The organism is Cronobacter muytjensii ATCC 51329, from assembly GCF_001277195.1.
Lineage (GTDB): Bacteria > Pseudomonadota > Gammaproteobacteria > Enterobacterales > Enterobacteriaceae > Cronobacter > Cronobacter muytjensii.
Genome location: NZ_CP012268.1, coordinates 1,492,808 through 1,514,026 on the forward strand (window position 1 = coordinate 1,492,808; position 21,219 = coordinate 1,514,026).

The following is a 21,219-nucleotide window of genomic DNA, read 5'->3' on the forward strand; positions in this document are numbered from 1 at the left end:
ATTTACAGGAAAGTGAAGCGCCACTGAGAATATATACAGTGGATGCATTAAAAAAATACCCCGGCATGACCGGGGTATTTTTTAGCGTTATTTTGTCTCTTCCGCTTCTGGCAACGTGACGTTAAGTTCGAGAATCGAAATGTCGTCGCCTTTTTGTTCTAGCTGAACGGTGACCATTTCCGGATCAATCTGAACGTATTTGCAAATTACTTCCAGAATATCCCGCTTCAGCTGCGGTAAATAATGCGGTTCTGCGTCGCTACGACGACGCTCGGCAACAATAATTTGTAAGCGCTCTTTGGCGATACTGGCGGTGTTCTTTTTTCTGGAGAGAAAAAAGTCGAGTAATGCCATAACTTATCCTCCGAACAGGCGTTTGAGGAAACCTTTCTTCTCTTCTTCAATGAAGCGGAAAGGACGTTCTTCTCCCATCAGGCGATCAACGGTATCGGCGTAGGCTTTTCCTGCGTCGGATGTGGCATCAAGGATGACCGGCTCGCCCTGGTTGGAGGCGCGCAGCACGGACTGATCTTCCGGGATAACGCCCACCAGAGGAATACGCAGGATCTCCAGCACATCTTCCATGCTGAGCATGTCGCCCTTGCTGACGCGGCCCGGGTTATAACGGGTCAGCAGCAGGTGCTCTTTAATCGGCGCTTCGCCGTTTTCAGCGCGGCGCGATTTAGAGGCCAGAATGCCCAGGATACGGTCGGAATCGCGAACGGAGGAGACTTCCGGGTTAGTGGTAATGATGGCTTCATCGGCAAAATAGAGCGCCATCAGCGCGCCGGTTTCGATGCCGGCAGGGGAGTCGCAGACGATAAAGTCGAACTCCATTTTTTTAAGCTCATCCAGCACCTTCTCCACGCCCTCGCGAGTCAGGGCGTCTTTGTCGCGCGTTTGCGACGCGGGCAGGATGTAAAGGCTTTCGGTGCGTTTATCGCGGATTAACGCCTGATTCAGCGTGGCATCGCCCTGAATGACGTTGACGAAATCGTATACGACACGGCGTTCACAACCCATGATCAGATCAAGGTTACGCAGGCCGATATCGAAATCGATAACTACGGTCTTCTTTCCCTTTTGGGCCAGACCCGTAGCGATGGCCGCGCTGGAGGTGGTTTTGCCAACGCCCCCTTTACCTGATGTAACTACAATAATGCGTGCCATAAAGGAATTCCTTGTTAAAAGGGCTTAATTTAATGGTTGAACCGTCAGCGCGCCGTCGGCCAGACGCAGGCGTGCCGCTTTGTTGTAAAACTCGGCCGGGATTTGATCGCTCAGCCAGTAAACCCCGGCGATGGAAACCAGCTCCGCCGCGAGATTTGTTGAAAAAATTTGTGCTTCTTTATCGCCGCTGGCGCCTGCGAGCGCGCGCCCGCGCATGGTGCCATAGACATGAATATTGCCGTCGGCGATAAGCTCCGCGCCCGCGCTGACGTGGCTTGTGACCACCAAATCGGCGTCCGGCGCGTAGATCCGCTGGCCGGACCGCACCGGCAGATCGATTAAACGCGTACGGGGTGTGGGCGCTGGCGGCGCAACGGGTGCTTCAGCAGGCTTTGCGGCACGCGGCGCGCTGGCCTTGCCCTCCGTCAGCAGGGCGAGCCCCGCGCGGGAGATTTCCGCTTTCAGCGCGTCGTCCTGACAGCCGCTGATGCCCACCAGATGCAGCCCGCTGTCGACAAAAGTCTGATGCAGCTGTTGCCAGTTTATCGACCCGTCGAGCCCTGCGACATTCACTACTACTGGCGCATTTTTGAGAAAGGCCGGCGCCTGAGCAATTTTTTCTTCAAGCGCTTTGCGAATAACCTCGGGGTGAGCATCATGCAAATGAACCACTGATAAGGTGAAACTACTGCCTTTTAGCTCGATGGGCGTGTTTGACATCCTGGCCTTACTCAATTCAGTTTAAATCCCCACCGCAGTGGGATGATATTCCGAAGCACATCAGGCATGTTATAGTCAGCCTTATATTCAGGCAAGTAACCATCTGGCTAAATTAGAGTAAAAACATGTTTTGTGTGATCTATCGAAGCGCGCGTCGCGAACAGACTTATCTTTATGTTGAAAAAAAAGACGATTTTTCGCGCGTGCCGGAAGAATTGCTGGCGGGATTCGGTCAGCCAATTATGACCATGATGCTGCCGTTAGACGGCCGTAAAAAATTAGCGCACGCCGATCTCGAAAAAGTGAAACAGGCGCTAAAAGAGCAGGGCTATTATTTACAAATGCCGCCGCCGCCGGAAAATTTGTTAAAACAGCACCTCGAATCGCTCGGTAAAAAATAGCAAGGCGCGCCGTTCATCCCAAACGGCGCGTTTTTTCATCTGCCGCCTGTGCCGCCCCCGCCGGGTTTGACTTTTCGCGCTGCCGGGGCGAATAGTTAGTACTGTCTTACCAACATCATAAAAAGGCGAGGAAAGCGATGTACCAACATCATCACTGGCAGGGCGCGCTGCTCGATTATCCGGTCAGCAAAGTGGTCTGCGTAGGCAGCAATTATGCGAAGCATATTCAGGAGATGGGGAGCGCCACGCCGGAAGAGCCGGTGCTGTTTATCAAGCCGGAAACCGCGCTGTGCGATTTGCGCCAGCCACTGGCGCTGCCGCAGGGGCTCGGCTCGGTGCATCACGAGGTGGAGCTGGCGGTGCTGATTGGCGCCACGCTGCGTCAGGCGAGCGAAGAGCATGTTGCGAAAGCGATTGCAGGTTACGGCGTCGCGCTCGATCTCACCCTGCGCGACATTCAGGGCAAAATGAAAAAAGCCGGACAGCCGTGGGAGAAGGCGAAAGCGTTCGATAATTCCTGCCCGATCTCCGGGTTCATTCCGGCAGGGGAATTTTCAGGCGATCCGCAAAACACGCCGCTCAGCCTGCGCATTAATGGCGAGGTGCGCCAGAGCGGCAATACCGCCGAGATGATCCACAAAATAGTGCCCCTGATCGCTTACATGAGCCGCTTTTTCACGCTGCGCGCGGGCGATGTCATCCTCACCGGCACGCCAGAGGGTGTCGGCCCGCTCACCAGCGGCGACGCGCTGGAAATTGCTTTTGACGACCACACCTTGAGCACCCGCGTTCTGTAAAGATGCCGCCCATAGGGCGGCAAAACTTGCATCCGGGAGCCAGAGTGTTTATAAGGTGCAGCTTAATTTTTGATGCGCGGACACCGTTATGACCGAAACGCCTTTCTGGCAGCGTAAAACCCTGGATGAGATGAGCGACGCCGAGTGGGAATCCCTCTGCGACGGGTGCGGTCAGTGCTGCCTGCATAAGCTGATGGACGAAGATACCGATGAAATCTATTTCACTAACGTCGCCTGCCGTCAGCTGAACATTAAAACCTGCCAGTGCCGTAACTATGAGCGCCGCTTCGAGTATGAGCCGGACTGCATCAAATTGACACGCGACAACCTGCCAACTTTTGAATGGTTGCCGCCCACCTGCGCCTATCGTCTGCTGGCCGAAGGCAAAAACCTGCCGCTGTGGCACCCGCTGCGCGCCGGCTCCAAAGCCGCGATGCATGCTGAACGTATTTCAGTGCGCCATATAGCAGTAAAAGAATCAGAAGTCCGCGACTGGCAGGACCATATTTTAAATAAACCAGACTGGGCAGAATAATATCAGATGCGATCATTATGCTATCGCTGATATAAGCCGTGTTAAATAATCATTCAATAAAAAAGCCGCTCTTAATAGCGGCTTTTTTTATCCGATTATGACGCGTTGCGTATTTTTTCGCCCTGTGGGCGTACAACACACCGTGCTGAAGAGGGTTTGAAAGCAGTTGCGAGACGCGGCGCGCCTGTCAGAGCCAGCCAAACCTGACGGATAAGGAAAGGAGTAGACCAGCAAAGGCGAACAGGTTAAGTAAAACCGCAGTTCTGCTTGAAATCTCCATACAATACTCCGGGCTTGTTTGTGACACAGGGAGTATAGCCAGAGTTTAATAGCCTGCATCTGCCTTTTTGAAAAATCGGATTATTCGGTCATCAGGTGTTGAGATATTTCTTAAGCATGACTGAATAGTTGCATTTTCATTAATTGAGGATGAAGAAGAGTTAATTACGGTTCTGAAAATTGTTCGAGAAACGCTCGGAGCGTATTTTGTTCATCCACAGTAAGGGATAAAAAACGCGCAATCTGTTCCTGAAGGTGGTCGCAGGGCTGCGCAATAATCGTCATCCAGGCGTCATTACCTGGCTTGCGAATAAGCGATACGCCGCGCAGAGTGCCGGAAGGCGTAAGGATAGCTTTGACGGAAACGTCGTCACGGAGGATCAGTGGATTCATAGGGCTGAAAAGGCTTAGCAAAATCATCTGACCACACAAATAGCACATCTCCCGTCTTGATACAATTCACCTTTTTATAGTGATTGAACTGATAGCTAATCTCTATTGTAGTAATAGTTAACACTTTGTTTTAACAGTAAATTTACGTAAAGGTGAATTTGTATATTAATGCAGCGTCAGGCGGAAAAGTGTACAAAAAAGGCCGCCTCAGCGACCTTATCATTACTTCTGGTTCGGACTCGGTTTTTTATCACCAGATTCCGGGGCTTCATTCGGATCGTCTTTTTCGACGCTGAGTGGATAATTAAGCATACGTCCTCCTGTCGTTTCATGTTCACCCTGAAAGTATAGACAGGGAGCGGCGAAACAAGCCAGGCGGCAGGGGAGCGGAACGCAGTCAGGCGCATAAAAAAGCCCACCGGGCAGGGCGCGGTGGGCGTGGTGTGGCGCTAATAAGTTCGACTTAGTAGCGGCCGAAGAGATCGCGTTTTTTCGGTTTAAACGCCTGCGCCAGCAACACCAGCAGCGCGACCAGCAGGTAGGCGGCGAAAATGCCCACCAGCCACTGCGGCATCTCCAGCGTCAGGAAAGACCACTGGCGCTCGGAGCAGTCACCGCTCGCGACAAATACCTGTGGCAGCCACTTATCAAGCGGCAGCCAGCCCGGGAAGCGGGCCGCGAAATCGCAGGTCACAAACGGTGATGGGTGCAACTGCATCATCGTATGCTCCCATGAGAGCATCAGGCCCTTGCAGGCGCTGTAGATCCAGATACCGATCGCCACAAAGCGTAAGGGGGTTTTCGGTGCAATGGCTCCCACCAGCCCTGCGCCCATCACGCCGAACAGCGCGCAACGTTCATAAATACATAACACGCAGGGTTTCAGCATCATGACATGCTGGAACCACAGCGCCACCATTTCCAGCGCGAAAGCGGTGAGCGCCAGCAACAGCCATGCGCCGCGCCCACGCGAACACTGGTTTAAAAATCGCAACATAATGATTATCTCTGCAATCTGCGTTGAACCGGCAGTGTAAACGAATTCCTTTTACACGCCACTAGCGGCATCAAAAATAACGCATTTATCGGGGGACGGTGAATAAAAAAACGGGCCGCGAGGGCCCGATAAAGATTAATGCAGCAGCGCCGTGGCGGTGGGCGTGCTGAGCCAGCCGCTTTGCAGCAGCCAGTCGGTAAAGGGCACCAGCGTATACTGCACGCAGGCGAGGCCCACCAGCGTCAGAACCAGCGTATACGGCAACGCCATCCACACCATCCGGCCATAGGAGAGACGGATGAGCGGTGCCAGCGCTGAGGTCAGCAGGAACAGAAACGCTGCCTGGCCGTTCGGCGTGGCGACAGACGGCAGGTTGGTGCCGGTATTAATCGCGACCGCGAGCAGCTCAAACTGCTTAGCGTCAATCACGCCCTGTTGCAGCGCGCTTTTCGCTTCGTTGATATAGACCGTACCGACAAATACATTATCGGAGATCGACGACAGCAGGCCATTGAAGAGATAGAACAGCGACAGCTGGTTATGCGGCGAGGCTTCCAGCACATACGCGATAATCGGCGCGAACAGATGCTGGTCAATAATCACCGCCACAATGGCGAAGAAGACGGTCAGTAGCGCGGTGAAGGGCAGCGCTTCGGTAAAAGCTTTGCCGATGGCGTGCTCGTCAGTCACGCCGCAAAGCGCGCTCGCGAGAATAATCACCGACAGACCAATCAGGCCTACCTCCGCCAGATGCAGCGCCAGCGCGGTAATCAACCAGACGCCGATCAGCGCCTGAATAATCAGCTTAACGCTATCCTGACGGGTGCGTTTCTGACGGCTCTTGTCGTCATAGTCGCGCAGGATCTTACGCACTGGCTCCGGCAACGGTTCGCCGTAACCGAAAGATTTGGTTTTTTCCACCAGGACGCAGGTCAGAATGCCGCAGATGAACACCGGTACGCTCACTGGCGCCACGCGCAGCAGGAAATCGCCGAAGCCCCAGCCCGCCGCATGGGCGATGATCAGGTTCTGCGGCTCGCCGACCATCGTCATTACGCCGCCAAGCGCGGTGCCGACGCCCGCGTGCATCATCAGGCTGCGCAGAAACGCGCGAAAGCGATCGAGCGTGGCGCGGCGTTCGTCATCGAGCTGCGCGTCATCAACCAGTTCGCTGCTCTCGTCCTGGTGAGACGCGACGCGATGATAAATGCCGTAAAAACCGACCGCCACGCTGATTACGACCGCGACGACCGTCAGCGCGTCGAGGAAAGCGGAGAGAAACGCCGCCGCGAAGCAGAACGCGAGCGAGAGCAGGGTTTTAGAGCGTATACCCAGCAGCAGACGGGTAAAAATCAACAGCAGCAGCTGTTTCATAAAATAAATACCCGCTACCATAAAAATAAGCAGCAGTACCACGGCGAGGTTATTCGCCACTTCTTCGCGCACGTGTTCGGCGCTGGTCATGCCGATAAACAGGGCTTCTACGGCCAGCAGGCCGCCCGGCAACAGGGGGTAACATTTTAGCGCCATCGCCAGCGTGAAGATAAATTCAACGACCAACAGCCAGCCCGCCGCGAAGGGGCTTACCCAGAACACCAGAGGATTCAGAATCAAAAAGCCAAGTAAACAAAGCTTGTACCAGTCCGGAGATTGTCCTAAAAAGTTACGATACAACGCCCGGCCATATGAAATTTCCATGCCATGATCCTTTACGGTTATAGTTCGTTAACATGTCAGGGTAACCGGCAGCGGGGCGGCAATCAAGCCGCGGGCGCGTGGGGCGGGGCGGCGGGGATGGCTAAAAACCGAACCCCGATCCCTTTTTTTACATTTCCTCATGCTATCTGCGCCGCGGTGCGTCTGGTATGATGAGTGAATTTTGCATCTTAGGTGTATTGGAAAGATCATTATGGTGATTAAGGCGCAGAGCCCGGCGGGTTTCGCGGAAGAGTACATTATTGAAAGCATCTGGAATAACCGCTTCCCTCCGGGATCTATTCTGCCTGCTGAACGCGAACTCTCTGAACTGATTGGCGTGACGCGCACCACCCTGCGCGAAGTGTTGCAGCGCCTGGCGCGCGACGGCTGGCTGACTATCCAGCATGGCAAGCCGACAAAAGTAAATAACTTCTGGGAAACGTCGGGCCTCAATATCCTCGAAACCCTGGCGCGTCTTGACCACGAAAGCGTGCCGCAGCTCATCGACAACCTGCTCTCCGTGCGCACCAACATCGCGACGATATTTATTCGCACCGCGCTGCGTATGCACCCGGAACGCGCGCGTGAAGTGCTCGCCACGGCGGATGAAGTGGAAGATCACGCGGATGCGTTCGCGGATCTCGACTACAACATTTTCCGCGGTCTGGCATTTGCGTCCGGTAACCCAATCTATGGGCTTATCCTTAACGGTATGAAAGGGCTCTATACCCGCATCGGCCGCCATTATTTCTCAAACCCGGAAGCGCGCAGCCTGGCGCTGGGCTTTTACCACAAGCTCGGCACGCTCTCGCGCGAAGGGCAGCACGATCAGGTCTACGACGTGGTGCGCACGTACGGACGTGAAAGCGGCGAGATCTGGCACCGGATGCAGAAAAACCTGCCGGGCGATCTGGCGATGCACAGCCGCTAAGCGCGGCAGGCAGAAAAAAGGCTTCCTTCGGGAAGCCTTTTTTGTCTGAGTTGCAAGCCGCTTACAGGGTATTAATGCGCGGCGGGCAGCGCTCCAGCAGCTCGACGCTGCCGTCCTCGTTCTGCTGCTCCAGCAACACGTCAAAGCCCCACAGGCGATGCACATGCTTGAGCACCTCGCGGCGGCCTTTGTCGAGCGGCGCCCGGTTTTGCGGGATATAGCGTAGCGTCAGGGCGCGGTCGCCGCGCAGGTTGACGTTCCACACCTGAATATTCGGCTCCAGGTTACTCAGGTTGTACTGGGCCGACAGCTCGTTGCGAATCGCCCGATAGCCCTCTTCGTTGTGGATCGCCGCAATTTCCAGATAATTATTACGATCGTCGTCCAGCACCGTGAACAGGCGGAAATCGCGCATCACTTTCGGCGACAGGAACTGGCTGATAAAACTCTCGTCTTTGAAATCGCGCATCGCAAAATGCAGCGTTTCCAGCCAGTCGGAGCCGGCAATATCCGGGAACCAGTAGCGGTCTTCCTCCGTCGGGTTCTGGCAGATGCGTTTGATATCCTGGAACATGGCGAAGCCGAGCGCGTAAGGGTTAATGCCGCTGTACCACTGGCTGTTATAGGGCGGCTGGAACACCACATTAGTGTGGCTGTGCAGAAACTCCAGCATAAAGCGCTCGGTCACTTTCCCTTCATCATAGAGATGATTAAGAATGGTGTAATGCCAGAATGTCGCCCAGCCTTCGTTCATGACCTGGGTCTGTTTCTGCGGGTAGAAATACTGGCTCACCTTACGCACGATACGCAGGATTTCGCGCTGCCACGACTCAAGCAGCGGCGCATTCTTCTCCATAAAATAGAGCAGGTTTTCCTGCGGCTCGGCCGGAAAACGGTGATGCGCCTCGACGGTTTTCTCCTCCTCGCGCCGTGGCAGGGTGCGCCAGAGCATATTCACCTGGCTTTGCAGATACTCTTCGCGGCTTTTCTGGCGCGCTTTCTCTTCCTGTAACGAAATCTTCTGCGGGCGTTTATAGCGGTCGACACCGTAATTCATCAGCGCATGGCAGGAGTCCAGCAGTTTTTCGACCTCATCAACGCCATAACGCTCCTCGCACTCGGTAATGTAGTTACGAGCGAAAATCAGGTAGTCGACAATCGAGCTGGCGTCGGTCCAGCTGCGAAACAGATAGTTATTCTTGAAAAACGAGTTATGACCGTAACAGGCATGGGCCATCACCAGCGCCTGCATGGTGATAGTGTTCTCTTCCATCAGATACGCAATGCACGGGTTGGAGTTAATCACAATCTCGTAGGCGAGCCCCTGCTGGCCGTGCTTATAGAGCCGCTCAGTTTCGATGAATTTTTTGCCGAACGACCAGTGCGGGTAGTTAATCGGCATCCCGACGCTGGAGTAGGCGTCCATCATCTGCTCGGAGGTGATTATCTCAATCTGGTGCGGGTAAGTGTCCAGCCGGTAGAGTTTCGCCACACGGTCGATTTCGGCGAGATACACGTCCAGCAATTCAAACGTCCAGTCCGGCCCGTCGCTCAGACGTTGGGTATCCTTTTTCAGGGAATCAGTTACGGTAGCCATCAGCGCGCCCTCATTGTTAGCGGCTCTCATCCGGGGAGAGCCTTATTTTCAAGCATAGATCACCCCCGCCTTATCAGCGCCACGGCAAAAATTTTTTCTGCGCGATTTCCTGAGCCCGCCTGTCGGTAAATCGCGGGCGGCGCAGAATTTTATTTTGCCGGGCAGGGAAGGGAAGCAGGAGATCCTGAAAGCGCCATTCCTGCTGTGGCGGGGAAAGATGTGAGTCGGCTCACCATAAAAAAGCCATATGTTGAATAATATTTTCTTCTGGGTTATCAATTTGTAATCAGTTAATTATTCTTTAGCCTGAGAAGGAAGAGGACATGCATGTAGTCGTGCTGGGGAGTGGGGTAGTCGGCGTGGCCAGCGCCTGGTATTTACGCCAGGCGGGGCATGATGTGACGGTTATCGATCGCGAGCCGGGCCCGGCGCTGGAAACCAGCGCCGCCAACGCGGGACAGATCTCGCCCGGTTATGCAGCACCATGGGCTGCGCCCGGCGTGCCGTTGAAGGCCATCAAGTGGATGTTCCAGCGCCACGCGCCGCTGGCGATAAGCCTGGACGGCACGCACTTCCAGCTTAAGTGGATGTGGCAGATGCTGCGCAACTGCGACACCCGCCACTATATGCAGAATAAAGGCCGCATGGTGCGCCTTGCGGAATACAGCCGCGACTGTTTAAAAGCGCTGCGTGAATCCACCGGCATTCAGTATGAAGGCCGCCAGGGCGGCACGCTGCAACTCTTTCGCACCGAACAGCAGTATGAAAACGCCTCGCGCGATATTGCGGTGCTGGAAAGTGAAGGCGTCCCGTTCCGGCTGCTGAAAGCGGCCGAGCTGGCGCAGGTGGAACCGGCGCTGGGCGACGTCGCGCATAAGCTTACTGGCGGCTTGCAACTGCCGAACGACGAAACCGGCGACTGCCAGCTTTTCACCACGCGCCTCGCGCAGATGGCGCAAGAGGCGGGCGTCGTATTTCGCTACAACACGCCGGTAGACCGCCTGCTTTCGGAAGGCCAGCGCATCTATGGCGTGAAGTGCGGCGAGGAAATTATCAAGGCGGACGGCTACGTGATGGCGTTCGGCTCATACTCTACTGCGATGCTCAAAGGCATTGTCGATATTCCGGTCTACCCGCTGAAAGGCTACTCGCTCACCATCCCGATCGCCGATGAAACCGGCGCGCCGGTCTCCACCGTGCTCGATGAAACCTACAAAATCGCCATTACGCGCTTTGATAACCGCATCCGCGTCGGCGGTATGGCAGAGATTGTGGGCTTTAACACCGAGCTGCTGAAACCGCGTCAGGAGACGCTGGAAATGGTGGTGCGTGACCTCTACCCGCGCGGCGGTCATATCGAACAGGCGAAATTCTGGACCGGCCTGCGCCCGATGACGCCAGACGGCACGCCGGTCGTGGGGCGCACCGGGTTTAAAAACCTGTGGCTTAACACCGGCCACGGCACGCTCGGCTGGACGATGGCCTGCGGCTCAGGCCAGTTACTGAGCGATATTATCTCTGGTCGCACGCCCGCCATTCCGTTTGAAGATCTTTCGGTGGCCCGCTACGCGCCCGGCTTTACGCCTTCATCCTCACACCGCCTGCATGGCGCGCATCCCTGAGAAGGAACCCGCATGTCTCGTCCGATACAGGCGAGCCTGGATTTGCAGGCTCTGCGTCACAATCTGGAAGTGGTCCGCCGCGCCGCGCCGCGTTCGCGCGTCTGGTCCGTGGTCAAGGCGAACGCTTACGGGCACGGGCTTGACCGCGTCTGGTCGGCGCTTGGCGCGACCGACGGCTTCGCGATGCTCAATCTCGAAGAGGCCATTCTGCTGCGCGAGCGCGGCTGGAAAGGCCCCATCCTGATGCTGGAAGGCTTTTTTCATGCCGATGAACTGGCGCTACTGGATAAATATCGCCTCACCACCAGCGTGCACAGCAACTGGCAGCTGAAGGCGCTTGCCGGGGCGAAGCTCAACGCGCCGCTCGATGTCTATCTCAAAATCAACAGCGGCATGAACCGCCTCGGCTTTGCGCCGGAGCGGGTACACAGCATCTTCCAGCAGTTAAAGGCGATTGCGAATGTGGGACAGGTAACCCTGATGGCGCACTTCGCCGACGCCGATCGCCCGGACGGCATCGACGAGGCGATGGTGCGCATCAACCAGGCAGCGGAAGGTATTGACGCGCCGCGTTCGCTCTCAAATTCCGCCGCGGCGCTCTGGCACCCGCAGGCGCATTTCGACTGGGTGCGCCCCGGCATCGTGCTTTACGGCGCCTCGCCGAGCGGCCAGTGGCGCGATATCGCCACCAGCGGGCTGCAACCGGTGATGACGCTCAAAAGCGAGATTATCGGCGTCCAGACGCTGAGGCCGGGCGAGACGGTCGGCTATGGCAGCCGCTATCGCGCCGGGCGTGAGCAGCGCATCGGGATTGTCGCGGGCGGTTACGCCGACGGCTACCCGCGCCACGCGCCGGACGGCACGCCGGTGCTGGTGGATGGCGTGCGTACCGGCATCGTCGGGACGGTATCGATGGATATGCTGGCGGTGGATCTCACGCCCTGTCCGCAGGCGGGCATCGGCAGCCCGGTGGAGCTGTGGGGCAACGAGATTAAGATAGACGACGTGGCCGCAGCGAGCGGTACAGTCGGGTATGAGCTGATGTGCGCGCTGGCGCCGCGCGTGCCGGTCAGCGCACGCTAAACCTGTCGCCTTTGGCCATAAAAAAGGGAAACCCGTGGGTTTCCCTTTTTGTTGCGACGTAACAGCGCAACGCGTTTATTCGTCGTCGTCTTCCGCCACTTTCAGACCGATGCGGCGGATCTGGTTGTTCTCTTTCTCCGCCACTGTCCACGTCATTCCGGCGAAATCCACCTGGTCGCCCACCACCGGGGCGGCGCCAATCAGCGCCAGCACCACTTCGCCGATGGTGCGCTCTTTATCGACGGCCGACTGATCGTCAAGCCCGTAGATAAACGCCACGTCGGCGAATTTGGCGTCCGCTTCGAGGATAAAATCGCCGAAGAAGCGCTGATCGAGCGCGACCGGCGGCGACTGGCTAAAGAGCTTGCCCAGCGCCGGCAGGTCGCGTTCGCGGCCAATCACGCACAGGACATCGCCTTCGCGCAGACGCGTGCTGCCGGTCGGGTGCATCAGCTGGTTGTCACGGAACAGCGCCGCGATGCGCGTCTCTTTCGGCATATGCAGGTCGCGCAGCGCCGCGCCCACGCACCATTTATCGGCGCTCAACTGATAAACAAACTGCTCCCACGGGTTTTCCGGGTGAATATCAAGCCCCACGCGCGACTGCGGGCGTCCGACTTCCGGCACCACCACTTTGGCCTTTTTCGCGGCCCAGCCAAGCGTCGTGCCCTGAAAGAGCAGCGACACCAGCACCACGAAAAACGCCACGTCGAAGAACAGACTGGCGCGCTCAAGGCCCGCCATCATCGGGAATACCGCGAGAATAATCGGCACCGCGCCGCGAAGCCCCACCCAGCTGATAAACACGCGCTCGCGCAGCGTAAACCCGCGAAACGGCAGGAGTCCGGTAAAGATGGAGAGCGGACGGGCGATAAAAATCATCCACAGCGACAGCAGCAGCGCGGGCACGGCGATAGGCAGCAGGTGAGAGGGCGTCACCAGCAGGCCCAGCACGAGGAACATGCCGATTTGCGCAAGCCAGGCGAGGCCGTCGAAGGTTTGCTGAATGCCGTAGCGGTTGCGAATCGGCTTATTACCCAGCACAAAGCCGCACAGGTAGACCGCCAGAATGCCGCTGCCGTCCAGCGCGGTGGTGACAGAAAAGACCATGATCCCGCCGCTCAGCGCCAGCAGCGGATAGAGCCCGGAAGGCAGCGGAATGCGGTTAATCATCTTCAGCAGCAGCCAGCCGCCGCCGAGACCGATGACAATGCCAAGCCCGAATTGCTGGACAATGTGCACCAGGAACAGCCAGCTCAGGGCGGTCTGATGCTCCTGAATCATCGCGATAAGCGTGATGGTCAGAAACACCGCCATCGGGTCGTTGCTGCCGGATTCAATCTCAAGCGTGGAACTGACGCGTTCGTTAAGCCCCTTGCCGCCAAGCAGTGAAAAGACGGCCGCGGCGTCGGTGGAGCCGACAATCGCGCCAATCAGAAGCCCTTCGATAAGGTCGAGGTGAAACAGCCACGCGGCGGCCATGCCGGTCAGCCCCGAGGTGATAAGCACCCCGACGGTCGCCAGCGACAGCGCAGGGCCGAGCGCGACCTTAAACGAACTCGCCTGGGTACGCATCCCGCCATCAAGCAGGATCACGGCCAGCGCCAGGTTACTGATGAGATACGCTAACGGGTAGTTGTCGAACGGAATGCCGCCTACGCCATCGACGCCCGCAAGCATGCCGATAGCCAGGAAAATCACCAGAATGGGGATACCAAGACGCGACGAAAATGAACTTAACAGGATACTGCAGGTGACCAGTACCGAACCCAGAATAAACAGACTAATTATCGTCCCGGCGTCCAACGTGCGCGCTCTCCTCTGCTGATGTGTTTTTTAAAAACTTAACATATTAATTATGAACCAATCGGTTTAATTAGCATGGTGAATATACTTTTCCTGCGGTTTCAGGCGAATCTGCACGTCAGGGGAGCCGATGAGCAGGCTTGCCCGCCGTCCTGTTACGTTTTTTCCGCACCAAACGCGCGGTTTCATCGACGGCTCGGGATTGAGCATATTCTTAAGGCATCCGGGTAAATCTGATCCGCTCTGCGGCTTACCGGCGTCAGTCAAAATACGGGCGTAACACCTCTTCAATCCAGGCCATAAAGGCCCTGACGCGCCGCGACAAATTGCGTCGGTGCGCGATGACGAAAGACGCATCCAGCGGGGCGGGGCGTAGATCCGGGAGGATTTCAATAAGCGCACCGCGCGCAACCCAAGGCGCGAGGGTGGAATAACCGCCCTGAATCAGCCCTAAACCCGCCAGCCCCGCCTTATGATACGCCTGCACGCTATTGACCCTGATGGCTCCCGGTAACATCAGCGACTGGTAACCCTCTTTTGTCGGATACTCCCATCCATCAGGCCTGGCGCTAAAACTGCGCATGTAATGCACCATCCTGTGCCCTTGCCGGATCAGGTCATCAAGGGTCTGCGGCACGCCATAGCGCGCCAGGTAATCCGGACTGGCGGCATTGATCATCCGTAATTTGCCAAGCGGCCGGGCCACCAGCGTTTCATCAACGATGGGCCCCAGGCGGATCACGCCGTCGAACCCTTCCTGAATAAGATCAACCCGACGGTCGGTACTGGAAATCTCCAGTTCAAGTTCAGGATGGGCTTCAAGCAGTGAGGGCAGGGCGGGAATGACCACGTTCTCTGCCAGCACCGCCGGCATATCGACCCGTAAACGCCCCCGTAGCGGCGTCGTGCTGAGAGCGAACATGGAGGTCAGTTCTTCGACTTCTGAGAGCAAATCGCGTGCGCGGGTATAAAACGCGCGGCCTTCTTCGGTGAGTTGAACGGTTCGCGTCGTGCGGTTCAAAAGCGTGGCGCCGAGCGCCTGTTCAAGCTCGCGGACGACCACAGAGGCGCGCCCTTTCTGGATCCCTAAGCTTTCAGCCGCCTGCGTAAAACTCTTCATCTCCGCCACGCGCGCAAAGATCATCAGCGGTTCAAGGTTTCTCATTGTTCATCTCACGAGTAACAGTACGTTCTTTTTACGATTATTTATACCCATATTAATACTTAATAGACTGCTTTCACACCGCGTACCCCGCATAACGTCGGCCAGAGACAGGCCGGCGAGCATCACGCTTAAACGATGAGCGTGCAACACCGGGCAGCCGATGCTCAAAGGAGAATACCGTGAAATATAAACAACTGGGACGGACAGGCATGTTCGTGTCGGAACTGTGCCTCGGCACGATGACGCTTGGTGGTAACGCCGACGCGGGTATGTGGGCTTCTGTCGGCGCGGTCGCGCAGGACGAGGCCAACCAGCTTATCGCGCAGGCGCTGGCAGGCGGAATTAACATTATCGACACCGCCGATATTTACTCCTTCGGTCAGTCAGAAAGGATAACGGGGGTAGCGCTTAAAGAACTTGGCGTGGCGCGCAGCGACATCATTCTGGCGACCAAAACGGGGGGAGTGATGGGTAAAGGGCCTAACGATCGGGGCGCATCGCGCGGGCACATTATGGATTCCGTACAGCGGAGCCTGGAGCGGTTGCAGGTCGACCATATCGATTTATACCAGATCCACGCCAGCGACAGCGTTACGCCGGTCGAGGAAACGCTGCGTGCGCTTGACGATCTCACCCGCCAGGGGCTGGTGCGTTATGTGGGTGTCTCCAACTGGGCCGCTGGCAGGCTCGGTAAGGCGCTGGGCCTGAGTGAGGCGCTGCACGCGACGCGATTTGAGACATTGCAGGCCTATTATTCCATTGCCAGCCGCGACATCGAGCGCGAACTGGTGCCGCTGGTTAACGAAGAAAAACTGGGGCTGATGGTCTGGTCGCCGCTCGCCGGGGGCTTACTGTCCGGGAAATTCGGCCCCGGTGCGTCTGCGGATCGCAATGCGCGCCGCAGCACATTCGATTTCCCGCCTGTCGACCGTGACCACGCCTGGCGATGCGTGGCCGAAATGCGGGCTATCGCAGACGCGCGTTCGGTATCGGTCAGCCAGATTGCCATCGCCTGGCTTCTTGCCCGTCCGGCGGTCACCAGTGTGATTATCGGAGTAAAACGCTCTGAACAGCTCACCGATAATCTCGCGGCGGCCGCCATTACGCTCACTACCGATGAACTGGCGCGTCTGGATGCGGTAAGCGCGATGCCGCCGCATTACCCGGCATGGATGATTGAGCGTCAGGATGCCGCGCGCTATCCGGCACCTGCCGGCGCTCAGGCAGCGAACAGCTAAACCCCTTTTGCGTGCGCTCCGGCTCCCGCCTTCGCGCGTCAACCCCACTGTTAATGAAGGAAAACACCATGAATAAAGGTTATCTGGTGGCTCACGTCACCATCACCGATCCGGCTGCCTACGCGAAATATGCCGAGGCCGCCGCCAGCGCCATGCAGGAATTCAGCCCTCATATTGTTGCCTGGTCAGGGCAGTATGAGAACCTTGAAGGCGAATCTCATCAAAAGCATGTGATTTTTGAGTTCGCGTCCTTTGATGAGGCAAAACGTTTTTATGAGAGCCCGGCGTATCAGGCGGCCAGAGCGTTACGCTCCGGCGCGGCGACCGGCACGTTTGTTCTGGTTGAAGGAACGCGTATCTGATCGGTTAAAAAGGGTTTGTCCGCTTCGTCCAGAAGCGGACATTATTTATTGCCCTGCTAACGTTGGGTAAGGTAAACACCTGCTGAGGAATCCGGACGGTGAAAACCTGAGTCTGAAAATCAAAGGCATTGTCATGGATCAGGAATATGTCGCTATCAAGTGATCCCTGAAACGTCGGATTTCATTTTCCACATCCGGCGATTTGACTACATCATTGGTGATGAAGGTAGGCAGCGCTGTCATGCCCAGGAACTGATTGGCCTTATGAAAATGCAGGTATAACCCGTCCACACCAAAGCCCTCAAAGAACTGCTCAGGATCGTTAAAAGCTTCCAGAGGGGCATTCCATGTCAGGGACAACATGTATTTTTTATTGTGAAGAAGACCACCCGAACCGTATTTTTTTGATCCATCAGTGCGCGTACGACCATCGCTTTCATACAGAGAGCCATGCCCCTGGGTGAATACTTCATCGACCCATTTCTTCACCGTCCAGGGTTCGCCCATCCACCATCCCGGCATCTGATAAATCAAAACATCGCTGTTATGAATTTTGCTGATCTCGTTCTGCGGATCAAAATCGCTGTCAGCCTTAGTCACGGACACATGGTGCCCTAGCTGGCTCAACACCTCACGCGCAGTGTTGACATAGAGTTCGTTTAACTCGCCTTTGGCGAAATTAAAACTTTTGGCGCCATTAATAATCAGAATATTGCTCATAAAACACTGCCTTTTCAAACAATTAAAGTTTTTCTTAACAAGTTTTCCACCGGTTTAGCGAGCGATAAGAATCAGCCTGTCGAGGCGGCGGGTTCCAGATAGACGTTTCGTCCGGCTGCCAGACCGGTACAGGCGCTGGCCACAGTAATGGCTGCGGTCATCAGCAGCGGTACCGTCCAGCCGCCGGACCAGTCGTGGACTTTACCCAGCAGCAAGGGACCCATTGCAGCCATCAGATAGCCTACGCACTGGGCCATGCCTGATAGTGCTGCAGCATCGCCAGCATTTTTCGTGCGTAGACCGATGAACGTCAGCCCCAACATCATGCTGGCGCCGCAACCGAATCCCAGAATCGCAGCCCACAGCATTGACAGGCCTGGTGTATACAACATTCCGATAAGGGATATTCCGGACAGCAAACTGACAACAACGGCTGCCATTTTCTGGTCCTTCAGACGACGCAGCGTGGCCGCCAGTATTAGCCCAGGAATAGCGGTGGTGAATTGCAGCATCCCGTGGATGGCTCCCGCTTTTTCAGGCGAAATACCATTATCGGTAAGGATCGCTGGCAGCCAGCCCACCGCTACATAGAAGGGCATTGCGTTTAATCCCATGAACAGAGTGACCTGCCACGCCAGAGGAGATGTCCATACGGAGACGCTCCTGGTCTGATGCGGACCTGAGAGTTTGTGCTTATGGTGATTGCTCAGTTGCGGGAACCATAAAACCAGAGCAACTACAGGCGCTATCACTAACAGAGAAAGGGCAACGTTCCACCCCCATAGCTGTGCCAGAGGAATGATGATGGCTGAACCCACGGCACCCGCCGCTCCCATGGTGATAGAGTACGCGCCGGTCATTGATGCGACGTTTCCAGCAAAGTTACGCTTGATAAGCCCTGGCAGCAGGACATTCCCCAGCGCGATACCGATCCCTATAAGCATCGTTCCGACGTAAAGCGCCCAGACGCTACCTGCTGAACGCAGCAGAATACCCGCTGAAATAACCATCAGCGCGCCGAAAAGGGTGCGCTCAAGACCACATTTCCTGGCAATGGTCGCGCTGACTGGCGAAAACAGCGCAAAGGCAAATAACGGCAATGCGTTAAGCCATCCAACAGACGTGATACTCAGCTGAAAGTGCTCCTGGATGAGCTGCAAAACGGGCGCTGTCGCCGTAAAGGGAACACGCAGGTTAATAGCGATAAAAAGAATTCCGGTCACAAGGGCAACAGAGGGCCACTTGTTCGTTGTGTCTGACATATCTCTTACGTTCTCTAAAAAAAGAGAGAGACTTTAAGAAACATGTCGGTTACAAGATATAGCTAATCAGACAACATATTGCTAAATTATGCCAGCTCATAAAAAAGTGGTTTCCTCGCCTGACGAATTTGACGCCGATACCTTTTCTCAGTCTGCGATTGCTCTGCACGCGGCACCGGCGCAAGAATATTCCGGTATCACTCCGCACGCTCACCGGAAAGGTCAGCTTATCCTGTCCTTACACGGCGCCGTGAGCTGTGAAGTTAAGGATGCCCTGTGGCTTGTCCCACCACGTCATGCTGTCTGGATCCCGGGTAATACGCCTCACCGTTGCCGCGTAACGCAAAACGCCCGTACCTGTTTTCTGTTTATTGAGCCCGGCGCCGCAGTGATGCCTGAAACATGCTGTACAGTCGCCATTACGCCTCTTGTCCGCGAACTCATTCTTTATCTGGCTGAGCAGGACCCCTCGTATTCGCCTGACGGTAAAACGTCCAGACTGGCTACCGTACTCCTGGAACAAATTCCCGGCGTACCTGTTGAAGCACTCCACTTACCTGTATCCGACCATCCTAAAATCAGCCATATGGCCGAGGCGCTTTTTGCCGATCCGGGAGACAGAACGACGTTGCAGCAGTGGGCTGTGCGTCTTGCAACCAGTGAACGCTCGCTGGCGAGAGTGGTGCAAAGCGCGACGGGAATGAGCTTCGGACGCTGGCGCCAGCAGCTTCATTTGATGATTGCCCTGAATCATCTTGCTGAGGGGATGTCAGTGCAGAACGTGGCCGGCACGCTGGGATATGACTCGGTGAGCGCCTTCATCACCATGTTCAGGAAGGCGCTGGGTAAATCGCCGACGCACTATTTTGCTTCGTTGAACTGAGGCAGTTCAGGTAAACATAGCCTTGAAGACGTTGAAGGGACAGAAACCCCCTTAAGTTAATGATGACAGTGATTACAGACGTTCACGCTTCGCTCAAAGCCGACCTTACGCCCGGGCCCGTGCGCTTTGTGCCAGAAGCGGCATTACGCTCGTTGTCAAAAACTCATAACCAATCGCATTTTACAGACTTGCCAGTCTGATAAATATAAGTAGACTTGCCAGTCTGCTTAATCATTTATGTGGTCATTCTCATGTTCAACCAAAAATCTTCTTCGGTGACACTGTATTTCTCACGCATTTTGCTGACCTTTTTTTTCTGGATGGCGGGCATCTTCGGCCTGTTCAACTTCGACATTATTGTTCAGGAAATGGTGGCTGTGGGCCTGCCACTGCCTACCCTGTTCGCTGCCGGAACCATCCTGTGCCAGCTTGGGGGCTCCGCTCTGGTGATTTCTGACCGAGCCGGGTATGGCTGGGTTGGATCGATAATGCTGATTGTGTTTACATTGCTCACTATTCCGGTGGGCCATCCCTTCTGGACATTCAGTGAACCTGCACGCACGCAGGAATTCCATATCGCTCTTGAGCACATTAGCGTAGTCGGGGGGCTGATGATGAGCATGCTGCTTTCGGGTCGTAAAAGATGAACGAAAATAAAAGACAGAAAGGCCGGCCTAAAGATCCCCTGAAACAACAGGCCATACTGCAGGCGGCTCGAAAATTGTTTCTGGAAAAGGGACTTAGCGTTACAACTGAAGAAATAGCGCGTATTGCAGGAGTGGCGAAAGCCACGCTTTACGTGAACTTCGCTGATAAGGAAACGCTGATTGAAGCTGTGCTGCGTAACGAATCCGATCTGACCATCAGTGACAGTGAGTTTTCGCAACGCCACGATTTGCCCCTGCAGGAAGTTTTAACCGCTTTTGGTAGAAGGTTTGTACGTTTCATAAACCAGAAAGAACTGACCGGCTGGGACAGGCTTATTGCGTCTGCTGCTATCCGTCACCCGGATCTGCCCGGGCGCTTCTATGCAGCCGGGCCGGGCCGGGCGCAGCAGATGCTGGAAACGATTGTTACTGAAGCTACAGAAGCAGGGCTTCTCAGGGCGTGTAATGCCCATGAAGCAGCTGACCATCTGGCCGGTTTATGGCTGGGTATGACGAGCCTTGAGATAAAACTCGGCGCAAGAAAAGCGTTGACTGAGAGTGAAATCCAACGCCGGGTTTCGCATGCTCTTGATGTATTTATGAGAGCTTACTCTCCTGAGCAGCGATGAAGCATTGGCCTAACATCAAGGCCCATCCCTCGCTCAAAGCGGAACTTTGGATAAGCTAACGCGTCCCGTTTGCGCCAGAAGCGGAGGCGTTTAAACCCGGCGTTTTCATTCGGTTGCCTTTAATAGCCGGCAAATTTAGCGGCAAGAGCCTGTCGGCGGTTTGTGCAGGCCATCACCCACCGGAGAGGATATCGCCAGGATTGACAGTCAGGTCGACGTGTTGCTTTGCACTATCCTCAAGAACCGCCTCAGGCGCGAAAATATTGCCATGTGTTGATATAACC

24 protein-coding genes are annotated in these 21,219 nt (G+C 55.7%); 11 read left to right on the forward strand and 13 right to left on the reverse strand.

The annotated features are described in order from the left end of the window. Positions 1–87: 87 nt before the first annotated feature. Genes minE through minC form a run of 3 tightly spaced genes read right to left on the reverse strand, consistent with a single transcriptional unit; the run spans position 88 to position 1,890 of the window. Positions 88–354: a cell division topological specificity factor MinE gene (gene minE / locus AFK63_RS06950; RefSeq protein ID WP_004384978.1), complete on the reverse strand. Its 267-nt coding sequence runs from the start codon at positions 352–354 to the stop codon at positions 88–90. 3 nt (positions 355–357) lie between these two features. Further along, positions 358–1,170, reverse strand: coding sequence for a septum site-determining protein MinD (gene minD, locus AFK63_RS06955; protein WP_038862445.1), 813 nt, complete (start codon positions 1,168–1,170; stop codon positions 358–360). A 24-nt stretch (positions 1,171–1,194) separates the two neighbouring features. Further along, on the reverse strand, positions 1,195–1,890 hold the full coding sequence (gene minC / locus AFK63_RS06960; protein ID WP_038862447.1) for a septum site-determining protein MinC: 696 nt from the start codon (positions 1,888–1,890) through the stop codon (positions 1,195–1,197). 125 nt (positions 1,891–2,015) lie between these two features. On the opposite strand from minC, the gene AFK63_RS06965 reads away from it, so the two are divergent. The 3 genes from AFK63_RS06965 (at position 2,016) to AFK63_RS06975 (ending at position 3,623) form a co-directional block, all read left to right on the forward strand. Further along, complete coding sequence (locus AFK63_RS06965) at positions 2,016–2,291, forward strand: YcgL domain-containing protein (RefSeq protein ID WP_038862448.1); 276 nt, start codon at positions 2,016–2,018, stop codon at positions 2,289–2,291. 137 nt (positions 2,292–2,428) lie between these two features. After that, on the forward strand, positions 2,429–3,088 hold the full coding sequence (locus tag AFK63_RS06970; RefSeq protein ID WP_038862449.1) for a fumarylacetoacetate hydrolase family protein: 660 nt from the start codon (positions 2,429–2,431) through the stop codon (positions 3,086–3,088). An 88-nt stretch (positions 3,089–3,176) separates the two neighbouring features. Then, positions 3,177–3,623 carry a YcgN family cysteine cluster protein gene (locus tag AFK63_RS06975; RefSeq protein WP_038862450.1) on the forward strand — a complete coding sequence of 149 codons (447 nt, stop codon included), beginning with the start codon at positions 3,177–3,179 and terminating at the stop codon, positions 3,621–3,623. Positions 3,624–3,810: 187 nt separating this feature from the next. On the opposite strand, the gene yncL is transcribed toward AFK63_RS06975, so the two are convergent. From yncL to nhaB, 5 genes are all read right to left on the reverse strand, one after another. Further along, entirely contained in the window at positions 3,811–3,903 is a 93-nt protein-coding gene (gene yncL, locus AFK63_RS20270) for a stress response membrane protein YncL (protein ID WP_071601081.1), read from the reverse strand. Positions 3,904–4,067: 164 nt separating this feature from the next. Then, positions 4,068–4,295: a hypothetical protein gene (locus AFK63_RS06980; RefSeq protein WP_038862528.1), complete on the reverse strand. Its 228-nt coding sequence runs from the start codon at positions 4,293–4,295 to the stop codon at positions 4,068–4,070. A 222-nt stretch (positions 4,296–4,517) separates the two neighbouring features. Next, positions 4,518–4,607, reverse strand: coding sequence for a hypothetical protein (locus AFK63_RS21610; RefSeq protein ID WP_225318200.1), 90 nt, complete (start codon positions 4,605–4,607; stop codon positions 4,518–4,520). 151 nt (positions 4,608–4,758) lie between these two features. Next, positions 4,759–5,292: a disulfide bond formation protein DsbB gene (dsbB, locus tag AFK63_RS06985; protein ID WP_038862451.1), complete on the reverse strand. Its 534-nt coding sequence runs from the start codon at positions 5,290–5,292 to the stop codon at positions 4,759–4,761. A 135-nt stretch (positions 5,293–5,427) separates the two neighbouring features. After that, the gene (nhaB, locus tag AFK63_RS06990; protein WP_038862452.1) at positions 5,428–6,990 is read right to left on the reverse strand and encodes a sodium/proton antiporter NhaB; all 1,563 of its coding nucleotides are present in this window, start codon (positions 6,988–6,990) and stop codon (positions 5,428–5,430) included. Positions 6,991–7,201: 211 nt separating this feature from the next. Here nhaB and fadR point away from each other — a divergent pair, with 211 nt between their 5' ends. Then, positions 7,202–7,921, forward strand: a complete 720-nt coding sequence (fadR, locus tag AFK63_RS06995; RefSeq protein ID WP_038862453.1) for a fatty acid metabolism transcriptional regulator FadR — start codon at positions 7,202–7,204, stop codon at positions 7,919–7,921. Positions 7,922–7,982: 61 nt separating this feature from the next. Here the strand turns inward: fadR and AFK63_RS07000 are convergent, their stop codons facing one another. Beyond that, on the reverse strand, positions 7,983–9,518 hold the full coding sequence (locus AFK63_RS07000) for a SpoVR family protein (RefSeq protein WP_038862529.1): 1,536 nt from the start codon (positions 9,516–9,518) through the stop codon (positions 7,983–7,985). A 323-nt stretch (positions 9,519–9,841) separates the two neighbouring features. Between AFK63_RS07000 and AFK63_RS07005 the strand changes: the two genes are divergently transcribed. Both AFK63_RS07005 and dadX read left to right on the forward strand, forming a co-directional pair. Then, positions 9,842–11,140 (forward strand): D-amino acid dehydrogenase, encoded by a 1,299-nt coding sequence (locus AFK63_RS07005; RefSeq protein ID WP_038862454.1) that lies wholly within the window; start codon positions 9,842–9,844, stop codon positions 11,138–11,140. A gap of 12 nt (positions 11,141–11,152) precedes the next feature. After that, entirely contained in the window at positions 11,153–12,223 is a 1,071-nt protein-coding gene (dadX, locus tag AFK63_RS07010) for a catabolic alanine racemase DadX (protein ID WP_038862455.1), read from the forward strand. Between the two features lie 75 nt (positions 12,224–12,298). On the opposite strand, the gene AFK63_RS07015 is transcribed toward dadX, so the two are convergent. Continuing rightward, on the reverse strand, positions 12,299–14,029 hold the full coding sequence (locus AFK63_RS07015) for a potassium/proton antiporter (protein WP_038862456.1): 1,731 nt from the start codon (positions 14,027–14,029) through the stop codon (positions 12,299–12,301). A 259-nt stretch (positions 14,030–14,288) separates the two neighbouring features. Continuing rightward, entirely contained in the window at positions 14,289–15,194 is a 906-nt protein-coding gene (locus AFK63_RS07020) for a LysR family transcriptional regulator (protein WP_038862458.1), read from the reverse strand. A 179-nt stretch (positions 15,195–15,373) separates the two neighbouring features. Here AFK63_RS07020 and AFK63_RS07025 point away from each other — a divergent pair, with 179 nt between their 5' ends. Continuing rightward, positions 15,374–16,432 carry an aldo/keto reductase gene (locus AFK63_RS07025; RefSeq protein ID WP_038862460.1) on the forward strand — a complete coding sequence of 353 codons (1,059 nt, stop codon included), beginning with the start codon at positions 15,374–15,376 and terminating at the stop codon, positions 16,430–16,432. Between the two features lie 68 nt (positions 16,433–16,500). Continuing rightward, on the forward strand, positions 16,501–16,794 hold the full coding sequence (locus tag AFK63_RS07030; protein WP_038862461.1) for a DUF1330 domain-containing protein: 294 nt from the start codon (positions 16,501–16,503) through the stop codon (positions 16,792–16,794). 138 nt (positions 16,795–16,932) lie between these two features. Here the strand turns inward: AFK63_RS07030 and AFK63_RS07035 are convergent, their stop codons facing one another. Next, positions 16,933–17,514 carry an NAD(P)H-dependent oxidoreductase gene (locus tag AFK63_RS07035; protein ID WP_038862462.1) on the reverse strand — a complete coding sequence of 194 codons (582 nt, stop codon included), beginning with the start codon at positions 17,512–17,514 and terminating at the stop codon, positions 16,933–16,935. A 71-nt stretch (positions 17,515–17,585) separates the two neighbouring features. Next, positions 17,586–18,776 (reverse strand): CynX/NimT family MFS transporter, encoded by a 1,191-nt coding sequence (locus tag AFK63_RS07040; RefSeq protein WP_038862464.1) that lies wholly within the window; start codon positions 18,774–18,776, stop codon positions 17,586–17,588. A gap of 88 nt (positions 18,777–18,864) precedes the next feature. On the opposite strand from AFK63_RS07040, the gene AFK63_RS07045 reads away from it, so the two are divergent. The 3 genes from AFK63_RS07045 to AFK63_RS07055 all read left to right on the forward strand — a co-directional run bounded on the left by AFK63_RS07045 (position 18,865) and on the right by AFK63_RS07055 (position 20,935). After that, on the forward strand, positions 18,865–19,659 hold the full coding sequence (locus tag AFK63_RS07045; RefSeq protein WP_038862465.1) for an AraC family transcriptional regulator: 795 nt from the start codon (positions 18,865–18,867) through the stop codon (positions 19,657–19,659). Positions 19,660–19,910: 251 nt separating this feature from the next. Beyond that, positions 19,911–20,306, forward strand: coding sequence for a DoxX family protein (locus AFK63_RS07050; RefSeq protein WP_038862466.1), 396 nt, complete (start codon positions 19,911–19,913; stop codon positions 20,304–20,306). Next, on the forward strand, positions 20,303–20,935 hold the full coding sequence (locus AFK63_RS07055) for a TetR/AcrR family transcriptional regulator (RefSeq protein WP_038862467.1): 633 nt from the start codon (positions 20,303–20,305) through the stop codon (positions 20,933–20,935). Before AFK63_RS07050 ends, AFK63_RS07055 begins: the two co-directional genes overlap by 4 nt. Positions 20,936–21,219 lie beyond the last annotated feature (284 nt).